Origin of the sequence: Stenotrophomonas acidaminiphila (genome assembly GCA_002951995.1) — a bacterium.
In the GTDB taxonomy this organism is placed as follows: Bacteria; Pseudomonadota; Gammaproteobacteria; order Xanthomonadales; family Xanthomonadaceae; genus Stenotrophomonas; species Stenotrophomonas acidaminiphila_A.
Window position 1 is genome coordinate 1014286 of record CP019797.1, and the last position, 14891, is coordinate 1029176.

Genomic DNA, 14891 nt, shown 5'->3' on the forward strand with positions numbered 1-14891 from the left:
CTCACACACATGGCGAAAATCGTGGTCACCGGCGGCAATGCGCTGAACGGTGAAGTCAATGTCTCCGGCGCCAAGAACGCCGTCCTGCCGATCCTCTGCGCGACCCTGCTGGCCGATGCGCCGGTGGAGATCACCAACGTGCCGCACCTGCACGACGTGATCACCACGGTGAAGCTGCTCGGCGAACTGGGCGCCAAGGTCACCATCGACCAGGGCACCCTGTCGCGCGGCAGCGCGATCGTGGTCGACCCGCGCAGCGTCAACCAGCACGTGGCGCCGTACGAGCTGGTCAAGACCATGCGCGCCTCGATCCTGGTGCTCGGCCCGCTGCTGGCCAAGTACGGCGCGGCGGAAGTGTCGTTGCCCGGCGGCTGTGCGATCGGCTCGCGCCCGGTGGACCAGCACATCAAGGGCCTGCAGGCGCTGGGCGCGGAAATCACCGTGGAGAACGGCTTCATCAAGGCGCGCGCGGAGCGCCTGAAGGGCGGTCGCTTCACCTTCGACATGGTCAGCGTCACCGGCACCGAGAACGTGCTGATGGCCGCGGTGCTGGCCGAAGGCACCACCGTGCTGGAAAACGCGGCGATGGAGCCGGAAGTCACCGACCTGGCGCACTGCCTGATCGCGCTGGGCGCGAAGATCGAGGGGCTGGGCACCGCGCGGCTGGTGATCGAGGGCGTCGAGCGCCTGGCCGGCGGCCGCCACGCGGTGCTGCCGGACCGCATCGAGACCGGCACCTTCCTGGTCGCCGCGGCGATGACCGGCGGCCGCGTGGTGATGCGCAACGCCCGCCCGGACACGCTCGACGCGGTGCTGGCCAAGCTGGCCGAGGCCGGCGCGACGATCGAGACCACGCAGGACACCATCACCCTGGACATGCACGGCCGGCGGCCGAAGGCGGTCAACCTGACCACCGCGCCGTACCCGGCGTTCCCGACCGACATGCAGGCGCAGTTCATGGCGCTCAACTGCATCGCCGACGGGGTGGGCGTGGTCAACGAGACGATCTTCGAAAACCGTTTCATGCACGTCAACGAGCTGCTGCGCCTGGGCGCGGACATCCAGGTCGAGGGCCATACCGCCATCTGCCGCGGTGTCGAACGGCTCAGCGGGGCGCCGGTGATGGCCACCGACCTGCGCGCGTCGGCCAGCCTGATCCTGGCCGGGCTGGTGGCCGATGGCGATACCACCATCGACCGCATCTACCACCTGGACCGCGGCTACGAGAACATCGAGGAAAAGCTCGGTGCGCTCGGTGCCCGCATCCGGCGCGTGTCATGATCCTGCGCGGCCGATTCACCCCGCGACGCCGCGCGCTGCTGGTACTGGTGCTGCTGGCGCTGGGCTGGCTGGGCTGGGCCTGGTACGCCGGCATCGCCATCACCCGTGGCGTGGAGAAGGAGCAGATGGACTGGAACGGTGACGGCCAGGTCAGCCGCGACGAGTTCTTCCAGGCGTTCTACGCGGTGAAGGTGGCCGATTCCCAGGAGGGCAACCGCCACTGCCGCAGCTTCGCCTGGCGCCGCACCGGCGAGGAGTTCCGCCGCGACTGCCGGACCGTGTTCAAGGCCGACGACGCGGCCGCCGCCAAGCCGTAACCGCCCCGGTCGCGGCGCACTGCGCCGCGACGCGGCGTGCCCGCTAAGGCCTGGCGCCGCCCCGCGAACGCTGCGCGGGGCACCCGCCACAGCCCCTGCCGGCCGCGCCCGGGCACCCGTGGCGCAGATGCCGGGGCTGTCCCGGCCACTTTCCCGACCCTGCAACCGGGCACCGCGCCGGTGCCCGGCGTGCCCCTGACTGCCTGTGCGCCCGGGACTGTCGTGGCCGCCGGGGCGGGGCTTTGCCCTTCCCATGAACGCAAAACGCCCCTTGCGGGGCGTCGTACGTGCGACCCGGCCGTGGCCGGCGCGGATTACTTGCGGTTCATCCGCGCGTTGCGCTGGCCGGTGGCGGCGGATTTCTCGCCGGCGAACGGGTTGAGCTTGCGCGCGATCCACGGGTACTTCGGCCATTCGCCCTGCAGCCACGGGTGGCTGGGCTCGTTGAGCTCGAGCACGCGCCGGGCGTCGTCTGCCAGGGTCTTGTTGCCCAGGTGGACGTAGGACTCGCCGAGCAGCGCCACCGCGTCGTTCTGGAAGGCGCTCTGCGGGTAGGTTTCCAGCAGGTAGGTGGCGCGACCGGCGGCCGAGACCCAGGCGCCGCGGCGGGCGTAGTACAGGGCGTTGTCCATCTCGTGCTGGGCGAACACGTCGCGCAGCTCGATCATGCGCTGGCGCGCGTCGGCGGCGTAGCGGCTGTTGGGGTAGCGCTCGGTGACGATATTGAAGTCGGCGTAGGCCTGGCGCGGCGTGGACAGGTCGCGGCGGCTGGAGTCCAGCGACCACACCCGGCGCAGGAACACGGTGTCGCTGTTGCCGTTGGCCAGCCCGCGCAGGTAGTACAGGTAGGCGATGTTGCGGTGGGTCGGGTAGGTGCGGATGAAGCGGTCGATGCTGGACACCGCGTCGTCGTTCTTGCCGGCCTTGTACTGGGCGTAGGCGCTTTCGATCATCGCCTGCTCGGTGTACGGGCCATACGGGTACTGGGCGATCAGCCGCCGGAAGCTGGCCTCGGCACCGGACCAGTTGCCGCCTTCCATCAGCTTGTGACTCTTCTCGTAGAGCCTCTCGACCGGCATGCCCTCGTCGGCGTTCTTGCCCTTGGCGCCGCGGTGGCAGCCGGTGGCGGCGAAGACCAGGACCAGCAGCAGGGCGGTGATGCGGACGGGAGCGGACAGCAGCGGGGAGCGTCGGATCATGGGTCGGGGCGGGACGCGGCAGGAATACGAAGGGGCGATGATAGCCTAGTGGCCTGTCCTGCGACTGACTCCTGTCGCCGGGACCCCCGAATTCCGCCGATACCCCTGCCATGTCCGACAACGCTTCCCTTCCTTCCCGCCAGGCGCGGGTGCCCGACGCCGCCGCCGGCCGCCGTTTCGACGCCGTGCTGGCCGAGCTGTTCCCGAATTCTCCCGTTCCCGCCTGAGCGAATGGATCAAGTCCGGGGCAGTGCTGCTGGACGGCGTCCCGGCGCGCCCGCGCGATCCGGTGCGGGGCGGCGAGCTGGCCACCCTGAATGCGACGCTGGACACCGAGACCAACGCCCTGCCCGAGGACATCCCGCTGTCGGTGCTGTACGAGGACGAGCACGTCTTCGTGATCGACAAGCCGGCCGGGCTGGTGGTCCACCCGGGAGCCGGCAACCCCACCGGCACCCTGGTCAACGCGCTGCTGTTCCGCGACCCGTCGCTGGCGTCGGTGCCGCGCGCCGGCGTGGTCCACCGGCTGGACAAGGACACCAGCGGGGTGATGGTCGTGGCCCGCACCCTGCAGGCGCAGACCGCGCTGGTAGAGCAGTTGTCCGCGCGCGAAGTGCACCGCCAGTACCTGGCCGTGGTGAGCGGCGCGCTGGTGTCCGGCGGCACCGCCGACGCGCCGATCGACCGCCACCCGCGCGACCGCCTGCGCATGGCCGTGCGCGAGGATGGCCGCGACGCCGTCACCCATTACCGCCTGCGCGAACGCTTCCGCGCCCACACCGCGCTGGAATGCCGCCTGGAAACCGGTCGCACCCACCAGATCCGCGTGCACATGGCGCACCTGAAGCACCCGATCATCGGCGACCCGCTGTACGGCGGCGCGCTGAAGCTGCCCAAGGGCGCCACCGACGAACTGGTCGCGCAGCTGCGCGGCTTCAGGCGCCAGGCGCTGCACGCCGAGACCCTGGAATTCATGCACCCGATCACCGGCGAGGCGATCCGCAACAGCGCGCCGGTGCCGGCCGACATGCTGGCGCTGATGAAGGCGCTGCGCGAGGACAGCGTCCTGTTCGCCGAACGCGAGCGGCGCTGAACCATGGCCGCCGCGTTGCCACTGCTGGCGGCGGACTGGCCCGCGCCCCCCGGGGTGCGGGCGTTCACCACGCTGCGTTACGGCGCGGGCGGCTCGCTGCCGCCATTCGACCGTTTCAACCTGGGCAACCGCAGCTCGGCCGAAGGCGACGACCCACAGCAGGTGCAGCGCAACCGCGATGAACTGCAGCGGCTGGCGGGCCTGCCTTCGGCGCCGCACTGGCTGCGCCAGGTGCACGGCACCGGCGTGCTGCGCTTCGACGCACCGCCGGTGGCGCAGGGCGTGGACGCCGAACCCGTCGCCGATGCCGCGGTGACCGCGGTGCCGGGGGTGGTCCTGGCGATCCTCACCGCCGACTGCCTGCCGGTGGTGTTCGCCGCCCGCGACGGCGGCGAAGTAGCCGCCGCGCACGCCGGGTGGCGCGGGCTCGCCGACGGCATGCTGGAGGCAACGCTCGCGGCCATGCGGGCGCCGGCGTCGGAGGCCATCGCCTGGCTCGGCCCCGCCGCCGGGCCGGCGCACTACGAGATCGGCGCCGACGTGCGCGACGCCTTCCTGGCACATGCGGCCGCTGCCGAAGCGGCCTTCACCGGCACCCGGCCCGGGCACTGGCGGGTGGATCTGTACGCGCTGGCACGGCAACGGCTGCAGGCCGCCGGCATGGACCCGGCGGCGATCCATGGCGGCGACCAGTGCACCATCGCCGATCCCGCGCGCTGGTTCTCGCACCGCCGCGATCGTCGCAGCGGACGCATGGCCACGCTGGTGTGGATGGCGCGGTGACCGCGCCGCTGTTCGCGCGGGTGCTGGGCGCCGCCGCGTTCGCCCGGCTGCCGCCGACCCTGCAGGCACTGCATTCGGTGCAGGGCCGGCAGCGCTGGCGCGGCGAGGCCTGCGTGCGCCGCGGCGACCATTGGCTGGTCGCGCCCTGCGCGTGGCTGGCACGGCTGCCCGCGGCGGCGGACGCGGTGCCGGTGACGGTCGAGTTCGTGGCCGAGGGCGCCGGCGAGCGCTGGGACCGCCGTTTCGGCGACGCGCGCATGGCCTCGCGGCTGTGGTCGCGCCAGGGGCGCCTGTTCGAGCGCCTGGGCGCGGTACGCTTCCGTTTCGCGCTGGAGGCCGTGGATGGCGAAATCCGCTGGCGGGTCGAGCGGGCCTGGGCGTTCGGCAGCGTACCGTTGCCAGCCGCCTGGTTCGCCCAGGTGCGCTGCCGTGAACGCGTCGATGGCGACCGCTACACGTTCCTGGTGGACGTGGCGATGCCGCTGCTCGGGCCGCTGATCCGCTACGAGGGCTGGCTGTTGCCGCTCGGGAACCGGGAGGCAGAACCGGACGTCCCCGTCAGCGGCCGCATCGGCGGAGGCCGCGGCGATGGGTAAAGGGACGTCCGACTCCGCCTCCGGCCCTGCGCCGGTGATCGTGTTCGATGGCGTCTGCACACTGTGCAGTCGCTGGGTGCGGTTCCTGCTGCGTTTCGACCGCCGCGGCCGCTACCGCTTCGCGGCGATGCAGGGCGCGCACGGGCGCCGGCTGATGCGTGCCCATGGCCTCGATCCGGATGACCCGCTGTCGTTCCTGCTGGTCGAGCAGGGCCGCGCGCATACCGATACCGACGCCATCGTGCGCGTGCTGGCCGGCCTGGGCGGCATCTGGCAGCTGGCCCGGCTGGCGCGCCTGCTGCCCCGTCCGCTGCGCGACCGTGGTTACCGCTGGCTGGCGCGCAATCGCTACCGCTGGTTCGGGCGCCACGACGCCTGCTACCTGCCGACCCCGGCGCAGGCGGCGCGTTTTCTGGACTGAGAAGCCTGTGCGGGCGTAGATGCGGGGCTTGCCCCGCATGGGGCTGTTCCGGTGAAGCTCTGTGCGGGGCGAGCCCCGCACCTACGGGGAATCGTGCGTTTGCAGGCAGGTCCGGATGGTGCGTTCCCGGGTTCGACCGGGACAACGCCGCAGGCGCGTGGTTCATCCGGGACAACGCAGCGCGGACGTAGATGCGGGGCTTGCCCTGCATGCAGCTCTCTCAGTCGCCTTCCAGCGCCTGCAGGTAGTCGCGCCGCCAGCGGTTGATGTCGTGCTCGCGCAGGTGCTGCATCATTGCCTGCCAGCGCTCGATGCGTTCGCCGCGCGGCATGTTGGCCGCGGTGGCGATGGCATCGGCGACGCCGTCCAGGTCGTGCGGATTGACCAGCAGCGCCTGCTTCAGTTCGTCGGCGGCGCCGGCCAGCAGCGACAGCACCAGCACGCCGGGATCGTCCGGGTCCTGCGAGGCCACGTACTCCTTGGCCACCAGGTTCATGCCGTCGCGCAGCGGCGTCACCAATCCCACCGCGGCCTCGCGGTAGAACCCGGTCAGGGTGCTGTGGGCGTAGTTCTGGTTGACGTAGCGCAGCGGGGTCCAGTCGGCCTCGGCGTGGCCACCGTTGATGTGCCCGGCCAGCCGTTCCAGTTCGCTGCGCAGCGAACGGTACTCGGCCACGCTGCCGCGCGAGACCGGCGCGATCTGCAGGAAGGTCATGCTGCCCTTCTGCTGCGGGTAGCGGGTCAGGTAGCGCTCGAAGCCATGGAAGCGTTCGGGCAGCCCCTTGGAGTAGTCCAGCCGGTCCACGCCGATGGCCAGTTTGCGTTCCTGCAGGCTGTGCCGCAGCGCGCGCACCGCGCTGTTGCCGGTAGCCACCCGTGCCTGCCGGGCGATGTGCTCGGTATCGATGCCGATCGGGAACGCGGCGATGCGCACGCTGCGCCCGTCGGGCGACCGGATGTGCCCGCTGTCGATGGCGCTGCCACCGCCGAACAGGCGCGCCCAGGAGCGGAAGCGGTCCACGTCGCGCCGGGTCTGGAAGCCGAGCAGGTCGCAGGCGTACAGCGCCGAGAACAGCGAACGATGTTCGGGCAGCGCCTGCACCAGGTCGGCCGACGGCACCGGCACGTGCAGGAAGAAGCCGATGCGGCAACCGATGCCGCGTTCGCGCAGCAGCGCCGCCAGCGGGATCAGGTGGTAGTCGTGGATCCACACCGTGTCGTCGTCGCGCAGCAGTGGCGCGAGCCGGTCGGCGAACAGCGTGTTGACCCGCCAGTAGCCTTCGCGCTTGCTGCGGTCGTAGTCCACCAGGTCCAGGCGGAAATGCAGCAGTGGCCACAGCGCGCGGTTGGAGAAGCCGTTGTAGTAGCTGTCCAGGTCGGCCCTGGACAGGTCAAGGGTGGCATAGCGGATGGCGCCGTCGCTGTGTTCGTGCAGCTCCCCGCTGGGGCCGGACACGCTGCGCCCGCTCCAGCCGAACCACAGCCCGCCGCGTTCCTTCAATGCCGCCAGCAGCCCCACGGCGAGCCCGCCGGCGCGGCTTTCGCCGGGCATCGCGACCCGGTTGGAGACCACCACCAGGCGGCTCACGAGGCCTCCTGCCAGCTGCGCGACAGCCGCATCGCCGCGGTGATCAGGCCTACGTGCGAGTAGGTCTGCGGGAAGTTGCCCCATTGCTCGCCATCGCTGAACGCCAGGTCCTCGGACAGCAGCCCGAGGTGGTTGCGCCGTGCCAGCACGCTTTCGAACAGGGCGCGGGCCTCGTCCATGCGGCCGATCGCGGCCAGCGCATCGATGTACCAGAACGTGCAGATGGTGAAGCTGGTCTCGGGCGCGCCGAAGTCATCCGGGGCGATGTAGCGGAACAGCGCGTCGCCGCGACGCAGGCCGTGACCGATGGCCTCCACCGTGGCGACGTAGCGCGGGTCGCCCGCTTCGATGAAGCCGATGTCGGCCAGCAGCAGCAACGACGCGTCCAGGTGGCTGCCATCGAAGGTGTCGGTGAAGTGGCCCAGCTGTGGGTTCCAGCCGCGCTCCAGCACCCGCTGGTGGATGTGGTCGGCGCGCTCGCGCCACAGCGCGGCACGCTCGCCGAGCGCCAGGCGCGTGGCGATCTTGGCCAGGCGGTCGCAGGCCGCCCAGCACATCGCGGCGGTATAGGTATGCACCGCGGTGCGCCCGCGGAACTCCCACAGCCCGGCGTCGGGCACGTCGTGCAGGGCATAGGCGCGTTCGCCCAGCGGTTCGAGCCGGGCGAAGGTGTGCGCGTCGCCCGGGTCCTTCAGGCGCTGGTCGAAGAACAGCTGGGTCGAAGCCAGCACCACGGAGCCATAGACATCGTGCTGCCGCTGCAGCCAGGCCAGGTTGCCGCGCCGCACCGGGCCCATGCCACGGTACCCCGCCAGCGACGGCACTTCATGTTCGTCGAGCCGTTCCTCCAGGCCGATGCCGTACAGCGGTTGCAGGCTGCCGTCGGTGGTGGCCAGGTTGAAGATGTAGCGCAGGAAATCCTCCATCGACCGGGTGGCGCCCAGCCGGTTGAGCGCGCGCACCACGAACGCGGCGTCGCGCAGCCAGCAGTAGCGGTAATCCCAGTTGCGGGCGCTGCCCGGGGCCTCGGGATGGAGGTGGTCATCGCCGCGATGATCGCGCCGCTGTCCTCGTACTGGCACAGCTTCAGGGTGATCGCGCTGCGGATCACCGCGCCCTGCCATTCCAGCGGAATGGACAGGTAGCGGGTCCATTCGCGCCAATAGTCCTCGGTGCGCTGCTGCGCGTCCTGCGCGTAGTTGGCAAGCGCGCGGTCCAGCGGTTCGTCCACACCCAGCACCAGCTCCATGGGGTGGGCGAGCACGAACGGAAGCGCATCGCGGATGAAACGCACCGGTACGTCCGTGGTCAGGCGCAGGGTGAAGCCGGGCAGCAGCCAGCGCAGGTGGTTGCTGCCCCAGGTGCAGTCGGGAACGCGCGCGCCCCAGTCGGCCAGCGGCCGCGCCACTACCCGGATGCGCGGGTTGCCCGACAGCGGGCGGATGCGGCGTACCAGGCTCGGCGGCCGGTAGAAGCGGTCGTGGCGGCGCCAGCGCGGCGCGAAGTCGATCACCTCCACCTGGCCACCGTGGCTGTCGCGCAGCACCGTGCGCAGGATCGCGGTGTTGGTGATGTAGTGCTGCTCGCTGCCGGCGTAATCCTCCAGCTCGATGGCGAAGTCGCCGCCGTCATGTTCGCGCGGCGACAGCAGCGCGCAGAACGCCGGGTCGCCATCGAACGCGGGCAGGCAACTCCACACCACGCGCGCATGGCGGTCGATCAGGGCACCGAAACTGCCATTGCCGATGACGCCCATCTCGAGATTGGCTTGAAGCATCGCTTCCTCCTTGCTGGTGGGGCGGCCGTGCCGTCCCCGGGTGCGACCGCGCCCGGGTCGATGGCCCGGTGCCGCGGTGTGGCATCAGGCCGCGCCGGCGCGCAGCCACGCGTGCATCGCGGCCACATCCGGCAGGGCATGGCGCGCCTGGCTGGGCGAGCGGTCGCCGACCAGGATTCCGTAGCCGCCGAGCCGTGTCGCCGCGGCGAAGCCGTACTCGTCGGTCAGGTCGTCGCCGACGAACACCGGGCGGCGCCCGGCGAAGGGCGGCGCGCGCATCAGCGTACTCACCGCCGTGCCCTTGTCGTGGCCGGCGGACACCAGTTCGACCACGTGGTTGCCCGGTTGCAGGCGGACGCCGGGCAGCCGCGGCAACTGCGCGCGCGCGAAGGCTTCGACCGCGGCTGCGGCATCCGGTGCATTGCGCCAATGCAGCGCCAGGGCCTGGCCCTTGGCTTCCACCCGTACGCCGGGGTGCGCGTGCGCCAGGCGCATTGCCTGCACATGCAGGTCATGCAGCCAGTGGGCGGGGTCGGCGTCTGCCGGCGCGTCGTCGTCGGTGCGGCGCAACTGCGCGCCATGCAGGCCCGCGGCGGGCAAGCGCAGTGGCGCGAACAACTGGTCAAGCTGTGCCAGCGGGCGTCCGCTGACCAGCGCCAGGGCGCCACCGAGGCGTTCGCCGATGCGGGCTATCCAGTCGCGCACCTGTGGTGGCAGGCGGACATCTTCGGGTTGTGCCGCGAACCCGACCAGCGTGCCGTCCACGTCAAGGAACAGGGCACAAGCGGGATCCAGCGCGGGGGCGGGCTGATGGACGCTTTGACCATTTCCCTACCATGCCACGCGGCACGTGAGAGGAAAGTTATCGTTCCGCCGCGGGCGCATGAAGGCGGATGCTGGAAGCCGGGCACTGGCCCGGCTTCCAGCCGCCGGGTCAGAACGCGTAGCGCACGCGCCCGTACCAGTACGCGCCGTTGCTGCCGATCGGCGACAACACGTCGTAGGGCAGGTTGCCGAAGTAGTGGATGTCGTCGTTGGAGCGGTCCGGGTAGTTGTCGGTCAGGTTCTGCCCACCGACGGCCACGCTCCACTTCGCGGTGACGCGGTACTCCACTTCCGCATCGAGCTGCCATTCCGCGCCATAGGTCTGGGTCGGCACATAGCCGCCACCGAAATCGAACACGCGTCGCGCGCTGCCATGGCGGCTCAGGCGGCTGCCCAGCGACCAGCGCGCGTCGGCCCAGCTCGCCGCCAGCTGCGCGCGGGTGCGCGGCGCCGCGTCGGTGAGCGTATTGCTTTCCTCCACGCCGAACAGCACGTAGTCCGGGTCCAGCGCCAGCAGCTGTGGCGGCGTGGCCAGCACGTTCTTCAGCTCGGTCCTGGCGTAACTCCAGGTGCCGGTGAGCAGCAGGTCGCCGCCGCCCAGCGTCTGCCGCCAGTTGGCGACGAACTCGGCGCCGCGGGTGCGTGTATCGGCGGCATTGACGAAGTAGTGCGCGCTCTGCAGCCCGCTTACGCCGAAGCGCTGCTGCACGAAATCGGTGAGCGCGTCGCCGGTGATGCTCTCCGACAGCGCGATGCGGTCGTCGATGTCGATCTGGAACAGGTCCAGCGACAGGTCCAGGTGGCTGCCGATCTGGCTGGTGAAACCGAGGCTGTAGTTGATCGACTTCTCCGGCTTCAGGTCGCGGGCGCCCAGTGCGCGCGCGATCGGGTTGTTCACCGACAGCAGCCGGCCCTGCACCAGCTGGCCGCCGGCGGTGTAGCCGGTGGAGGTGGATTCGAAGCCGGTCTGGCTCAGCGACGGCGCGTGGAAGTTGTTGGAGATGGCGCCGCGCAGCGCGAACGCCGGTGCGAACGCGTAACGTGCGCCGAGCTTGCCGGTGAGCTCGCCGCCGAAGTCCTGGTAATGCTCGTAGCGCGCGGCGAGGTCGGTGGAGAACTTCTCGCCGAAGGTCGAGGACAGGCTGCCATAGGCGCTGAACACGTCGCGGGTGAGGTGGGCCTCGTCCTGTGGGGTCAGGCCGCCGCCGGCCTGCGAGCCGGTGGGACGATCGGTGTACGCGCCGGCCGCATAGCTGGCCGGGTCGCCGGCGCCGGTCTCGTAGCGTTCGTGGCGCGCTTCCACGCCGAAGCCGAGGCTGTGGCTGTCGTCGGCGCGCACGAAGATGCGACCGACATCGAGGTTGGCCACGGTCTGCTCGAACGCGTAGTCGCCCGTCTTGAAGCGGGTGGGGCTGGCAGGGCCGAGCGAGGCGTTGAGCGAATCGCGCAGGCGGTAGGTGAATTCGTTGCGGCCGTGGTCGAGGCTGGCGTCGTAGTTCCAGTCGCCCCACTGGCCGCGCGCGCCGGCGACCAGCTGCAGGTCCAGGTTCTCGCCTTCGGAAACCGGGCGGTAGCCGTTGGGATACAGCTGCTTCCAGTTGGCTTCGCCGTCCGGGTAGCGGAAGTAGTTGGCGCCTTCGGTATCGCGCTGGTTGTAGGTGCCGAACGCATAGGCCTTGGAGGTGGCGCCGAACGGGATCTCGGTATTGAACCAGGCGTTGAGATCCTTGCTGGCACCGTCGCCCAGGGCGTAGTTGCGCTTGCCGGCCAGGGCCAGGTTGTCCGGGGTCTGCGCTTCCCACGGCGGGATCTGGTCGAAGCCGGCGCGGTTGGTGGCCTCGCGGTTCTTCAGCTCCAGGCCCACGCGCAGGAAGCCGCCCTGGTCGCTCAGCACGGTGCCGACCTTGGCGCTGAAATAGCTCGTCTGGCCATCGGTGAGGGTGCGGCCGATCGGCTTGAGGTCGGTGTGGTGCGCACCGAAGCTGGCCTCGATGGCGCCGCCCTGCGGGGCATCGTCGAGGATCACGTTGATCACCCCGGCCACGGCATCGGAGCCATACAGCGCGCCGGCGCCGTCGCGCAGGACTTCGATGCGCTTGATCGCGCTGACCGGGATGGCATTGAAGTCCACCGGTGTGGTGCCCTTGCCGATCTTGCTGTCGGTGTTGACCAGCGCCGAGTTGTGGCGGCGCTTGCCGTTGACCAGCACCAGCACCTGGTCCGGCGACAGCCCGCGCAGCTGCGCCGCGCGGACGTGGTCGGCACCGCCGGAGTTAGACTGCCGCGGGAAATTGAACGACGGCAGCAGCGCCTGCAGCGCGCTGCCGAGTTCGCCGTTGACCACGCCGGCCTTGCGGATGTCCTCGGCGGTGAGCACGTCCACCGGCGAGGTGGATTCCAGGACGGTGCGGTCGCTGGCGCGGGTGCCGGTGACGATCACCGTGTCGAGCGTGGTCGCCGGGGCGGACGCGTCCTGGGCGTAGGCGGGCGAGGACAGTGCCAGCACGACGGCCAGGCCGAGCGGTGCCGGGGAAATACGGGCCATGGGGGAAACTCCGGGGTGACGTGGGGGAAGGGGTTTCCGGATGCTTTGTTACATTCATCCGGATGGAGCGATATGTTATCTTCGCGTGATGCCGGCGCCCGGTGCAAGCCCCGCGTGGCATCAGCTCATCCGTAAACGTGATATGCCGCTGCAGCGACGGCCACGCCATCCTTGCAGGCTCCTTCCAGAGGTCATCCATGAAGTCGTCCGCTTTGCTGTTCCCGTTGTTGCTGTGCCTGGGCGGGGTTGCCACCGCCGCCGCTCCCGTCGACCCGCCGGCGGCCACCGCCGCGCTGCACGGCGACGCCGCGCGCCCGGCCGAGGGCGCGCACTGGGTGCGCAGCGAGCTGTATTTCGGCGTCGGCCGCGAGGACGGCGACTCCCGCCGCGAACAGACCGACGCCATCAGTGACGCGCAGTGGCGGGCGTTCCTCGACCGCGAGGTGACCCCGCGCTTCCCCGACGGCCTGACCGTGTTCGACGCCTACGGCCAGTGGCTGTTCCGTGGCGCCGCCGGGCCCGAGCGCCTGCGCACCAAGGTGCTGGTGGTGCTGCACGAGGACACGCCGCAGCGCCGCAACGACATCGAGGCGATCCGCCTGGCCTGGAAGCAGGCCACCCATCACCAGTCGGTGTTGTGGGCGCGCCAGGCGGTGGACGTCTCGTTCTGAGCAACGCGCGCCGGGGCAGGGCGTGGCGCCCGCGCCCCGGCGATGGTTTTCCCTTCCTTCCTCCCGGTTCCCGCATGGCTTCCCTTCCCGCTGCCCCGCGCCCACGCTGGTTCGTCGCCGGCGACCTCAACGGTTTCTTCGGCCTGGTGGTCGACAACCTGTCCATCCTCGGTTTCATCGCCATGGCGCTGGTGGGCATCTTCCAGTTCCCTGCCGAGGTGGTGTTCGGGCGCATGTTCCCCGGCACCGCCTTCGGCGTGCTGGTGGGCAATCTGCTGTACACGCTGATGGCGCGGCGCCTGGCCGCGCGCACGGGCCGCGACGACGTCACCGCGATGCCGCTGGGGCTGGATGCCCCGACCAGCATCGGCATGGCGCTGCTGGTGCTGGGGCCGGCGTTCGCCGGGTTCCGCGAGCAGGGCATGGACCCGCAGGCCGCGGCGATCGCCACCTGGCAGCTGGGCATGGCGGCGCTGGTGATCATGGGCCTGCTCAAGCTGGTGCTGTCGTTTTTCGGCGAGGCGGTGACCCGCGCGCTGCCGCGGGCCGCGCTGCTGGGCTCCATCGCCGGCATCGCGCTGGTGCTGATGGGCCTGCTGCCGCTGCTGGAAGCGCTGCGCTCGCCGGTGGCCGGCTTCGTCACCCTGGGGCTGCTGTTGTACGTGCTGGTCGCCAAGGGGCGGCTGCCGGTACGCGCGCCCGGGGTGCTGGTGGCGTTCGTGGTCGGTACCGCGCTGTACTACGGGCTGGGACTGGCGGGGCTGGGCGCGCCGGGCTTCGCCCTGCCGCAGTGGACGCCACCGCAGGTGGTGCTGCCGCTGCCGACGCTGGGCTTCATCGACGGCCTGCCGGCGGCGCTGGACTACCTGCCGCTGCTGCTGCCGTTCGGGCTGCTGATGGTGGTCGGTGGCATCAACGTGTCCGAAAGCGCGCGCGCGGCCGGCGACGACTACCGCACCCGCGACATCCTGCTGGTGGAAGCGGTGGCCACGCTGGTGGCCGGGTGCTGCGGTGGCGTCGCCCAGACCACGCCCTACATCGGCCAGCCGGCCTACAAGCACATGGGCGCGCGCAGCGGCTACACCCTGCTGACCGGCCTGTTCGTCGGCATCGGCGGCATGCTCGGGTGATTTCCGGCCTGGTGCAGTGGCTGCCGCTGGCGGTGTTGGCGCCGATCATCGTGTACGTGGCCATCGACATCACCACCCAGGCGTTCGAGGCCACGCCGAAGCGGCATGCCGCGGCGATGGTGCTCGGCTTCCTGCCCTCGGTGGCGTACCTGCTGGCGATCAAGGCACCGGGCTGGATCGCGCCGGAGCGGCTGGCCGAGCTGACCACCACGCTCGACGGCCACGGGCTGCCGGAGCTGGCGGTGATCTTCACCCTCGGCAACGGCTTCATCATCACCGCGATGCTGTGGATCGCCACGGTGGTGGCGATGATCGAACAGCGTCCGCGGCGCGCATCGGTCCTGCTGCTGGTCGCCGCGCTGCTGACCCTGTTCGGCCTGATCCACTCGGTGGACCCGCGCGGCGGGGTGTACCTGCCATGGGCACTGCAGGGGCTGCAGCGCAGCATCAGCTGGCAGTTCGCCGGCGCTTACGTGGCGCTGGCGGCAGTATTGGGCCTGCTCGGTTCGTTCCGGCCAGCAGGAGGCCAGGACGCCCGGGCAGAGGGATAAGCCAGGCCTCACGCTCGGGTTGATCCGGGGCGGAGGTCGAACGAAGCACGGAGCGGGCAGGGGGCGATCCCGTTTCCGGCAAGGCGCCCGGGCGCGTGAGGCGGGATTGCGGGC

At 70.8% G+C, this 14891-nt stretch carries 10 protein-coding genes and 3 pseudogenes; 8 read left to right on the forward strand and 5 right to left on the reverse strand.

Features of this window, described 5'->3' with window-relative positions; all coding sequences use genetic code 11:
- Positions 1–9: 9 nt before the first annotated feature.
- Both B1L07_04515 and B1L07_04520 read left to right on the forward strand, forming a co-directional pair.
- Complete coding sequence (locus tag B1L07_04515; GenBank protein ID AUZ54495.1) at positions 10–1281, forward strand: UDP-N-acetylglucosamine 1-carboxyvinyltransferase; 1272 nt, start codon at positions 10–12, stop codon at positions 1279–1281.
- Positions 1278–1598, forward strand: a complete 321-nt coding sequence (locus B1L07_04520; protein AUZ54496.1) for a hypothetical protein — start codon at positions 1278–1280, stop codon at positions 1596–1598. Before B1L07_04515 ends, B1L07_04520 begins: the two co-directional genes overlap by 4 nt.
- 314 nt (positions 1599–1912) lie before the next feature.
- Here B1L07_04520 and B1L07_04525 read toward each other — a convergent pair whose 3' ends face one another.
- A complete protein-coding gene (locus B1L07_04525; protein ID AUZ54497.1) occupies positions 1913–2797 on the reverse strand; it encodes an outer membrane protein assembly factor BamD in 885 nt (294 codons plus the stop codon).
- 110 nt (positions 2798–2907) lie between these two features.
- On the opposite strand from B1L07_04525, the pseudogene B1L07_04530 reads away from it, so the two are divergent.
- The 4 genes and pseudogenes from B1L07_04530 to B1L07_04545 all read left to right on the forward strand — a co-directional run bounded on the left by B1L07_04530 (position 2908) and on the right by B1L07_04545 (position 5690).
- Positions 2908–3890: pseudogene (locus tag B1L07_04530) on the forward strand (23S rRNA pseudouridine(1911/1915/1917) synthase).
- 3 nt (positions 3891–3893) lie between these two features.
- Positions 3894–4673, forward strand: a complete 780-nt coding sequence (locus B1L07_04535) for a multi-copper polyphenol oxidoreductase (GenBank protein AUZ54498.1) — start codon at positions 3894–3896, stop codon at positions 4671–4673.
- Entirely contained in the window at positions 4658–5269 is a 612-nt protein-coding gene (locus tag B1L07_04540; GenBank protein ID AUZ54499.1) for a hypothetical protein, read from the forward strand. The genes B1L07_04535 and B1L07_04540 overlap by 16 nt, the downstream gene beginning before the upstream one ends.
- Positions 5262–5690, forward strand: a complete 429-nt coding sequence (locus B1L07_04545) for a hypothetical protein (GenBank protein ID AUZ54500.1) — start codon at positions 5262–5264, stop codon at positions 5688–5690. Before B1L07_04540 ends, B1L07_04545 begins: the two co-directional genes overlap by 8 nt.
- 220 nt (positions 5691–5910) lie before the next feature.
- Here the strand turns inward: B1L07_04545 and B1L07_04550 are convergent, their stop codons facing one another.
- The 4 genes and pseudogenes from B1L07_04550 to B1L07_04565 form a co-directional block, all read right to left on the reverse strand.
- Positions 5911–7278 (reverse strand): alpha,alpha-trehalose-phosphate synthase (UDP-forming), encoded by a 1368-nt coding sequence (locus tag B1L07_04550; GenBank protein AUZ54501.1) that lies wholly within the window; start codon positions 7276–7278, stop codon positions 5911–5913.
- A pseudogene (locus B1L07_04555) lies at positions 7275–9055 on the reverse strand (glucoamylase). The gene B1L07_04550 and the pseudogene B1L07_04555 overlap by 4 nt, the downstream one beginning before the upstream one ends.
- 84 nt (positions 9056–9139) lie before the next feature.
- Positions 9140–9832, reverse strand: a complete 693-nt coding sequence (locus B1L07_04560; GenBank protein AUZ54502.1) for a trehalose-phosphatase — start codon at positions 9830–9832, stop codon at positions 9140–9142.
- 157 nt (positions 9833–9989) lie between these two features.
- Positions 9990–12425, reverse strand: a complete 2436-nt coding sequence (locus B1L07_04565) for a ligand-gated channel (GenBank protein ID AUZ54503.1) — start codon at positions 12423–12425, stop codon at positions 9990–9992.
- A gap of 197 nt (positions 12426–12622) precedes the next feature.
- On the opposite strand from B1L07_04565, the gene B1L07_04570 reads away from it, so the two are divergent.
- Both B1L07_04570 and B1L07_04575 read left to right on the forward strand, forming a co-directional pair.
- Positions 12623–13096, forward strand: a complete 474-nt coding sequence (locus tag B1L07_04570) for a hypothetical protein (GenBank protein ID AUZ54504.1) — start codon at positions 12623–12625, stop codon at positions 13094–13096.
- Positions 13097–13170: 74 nt separating this feature from the next.
- Positions 13171–14777: pseudogene (locus B1L07_04575) on the forward strand (hypothetical protein).
- Positions 14778–14891 lie beyond the last annotated feature (114 nt).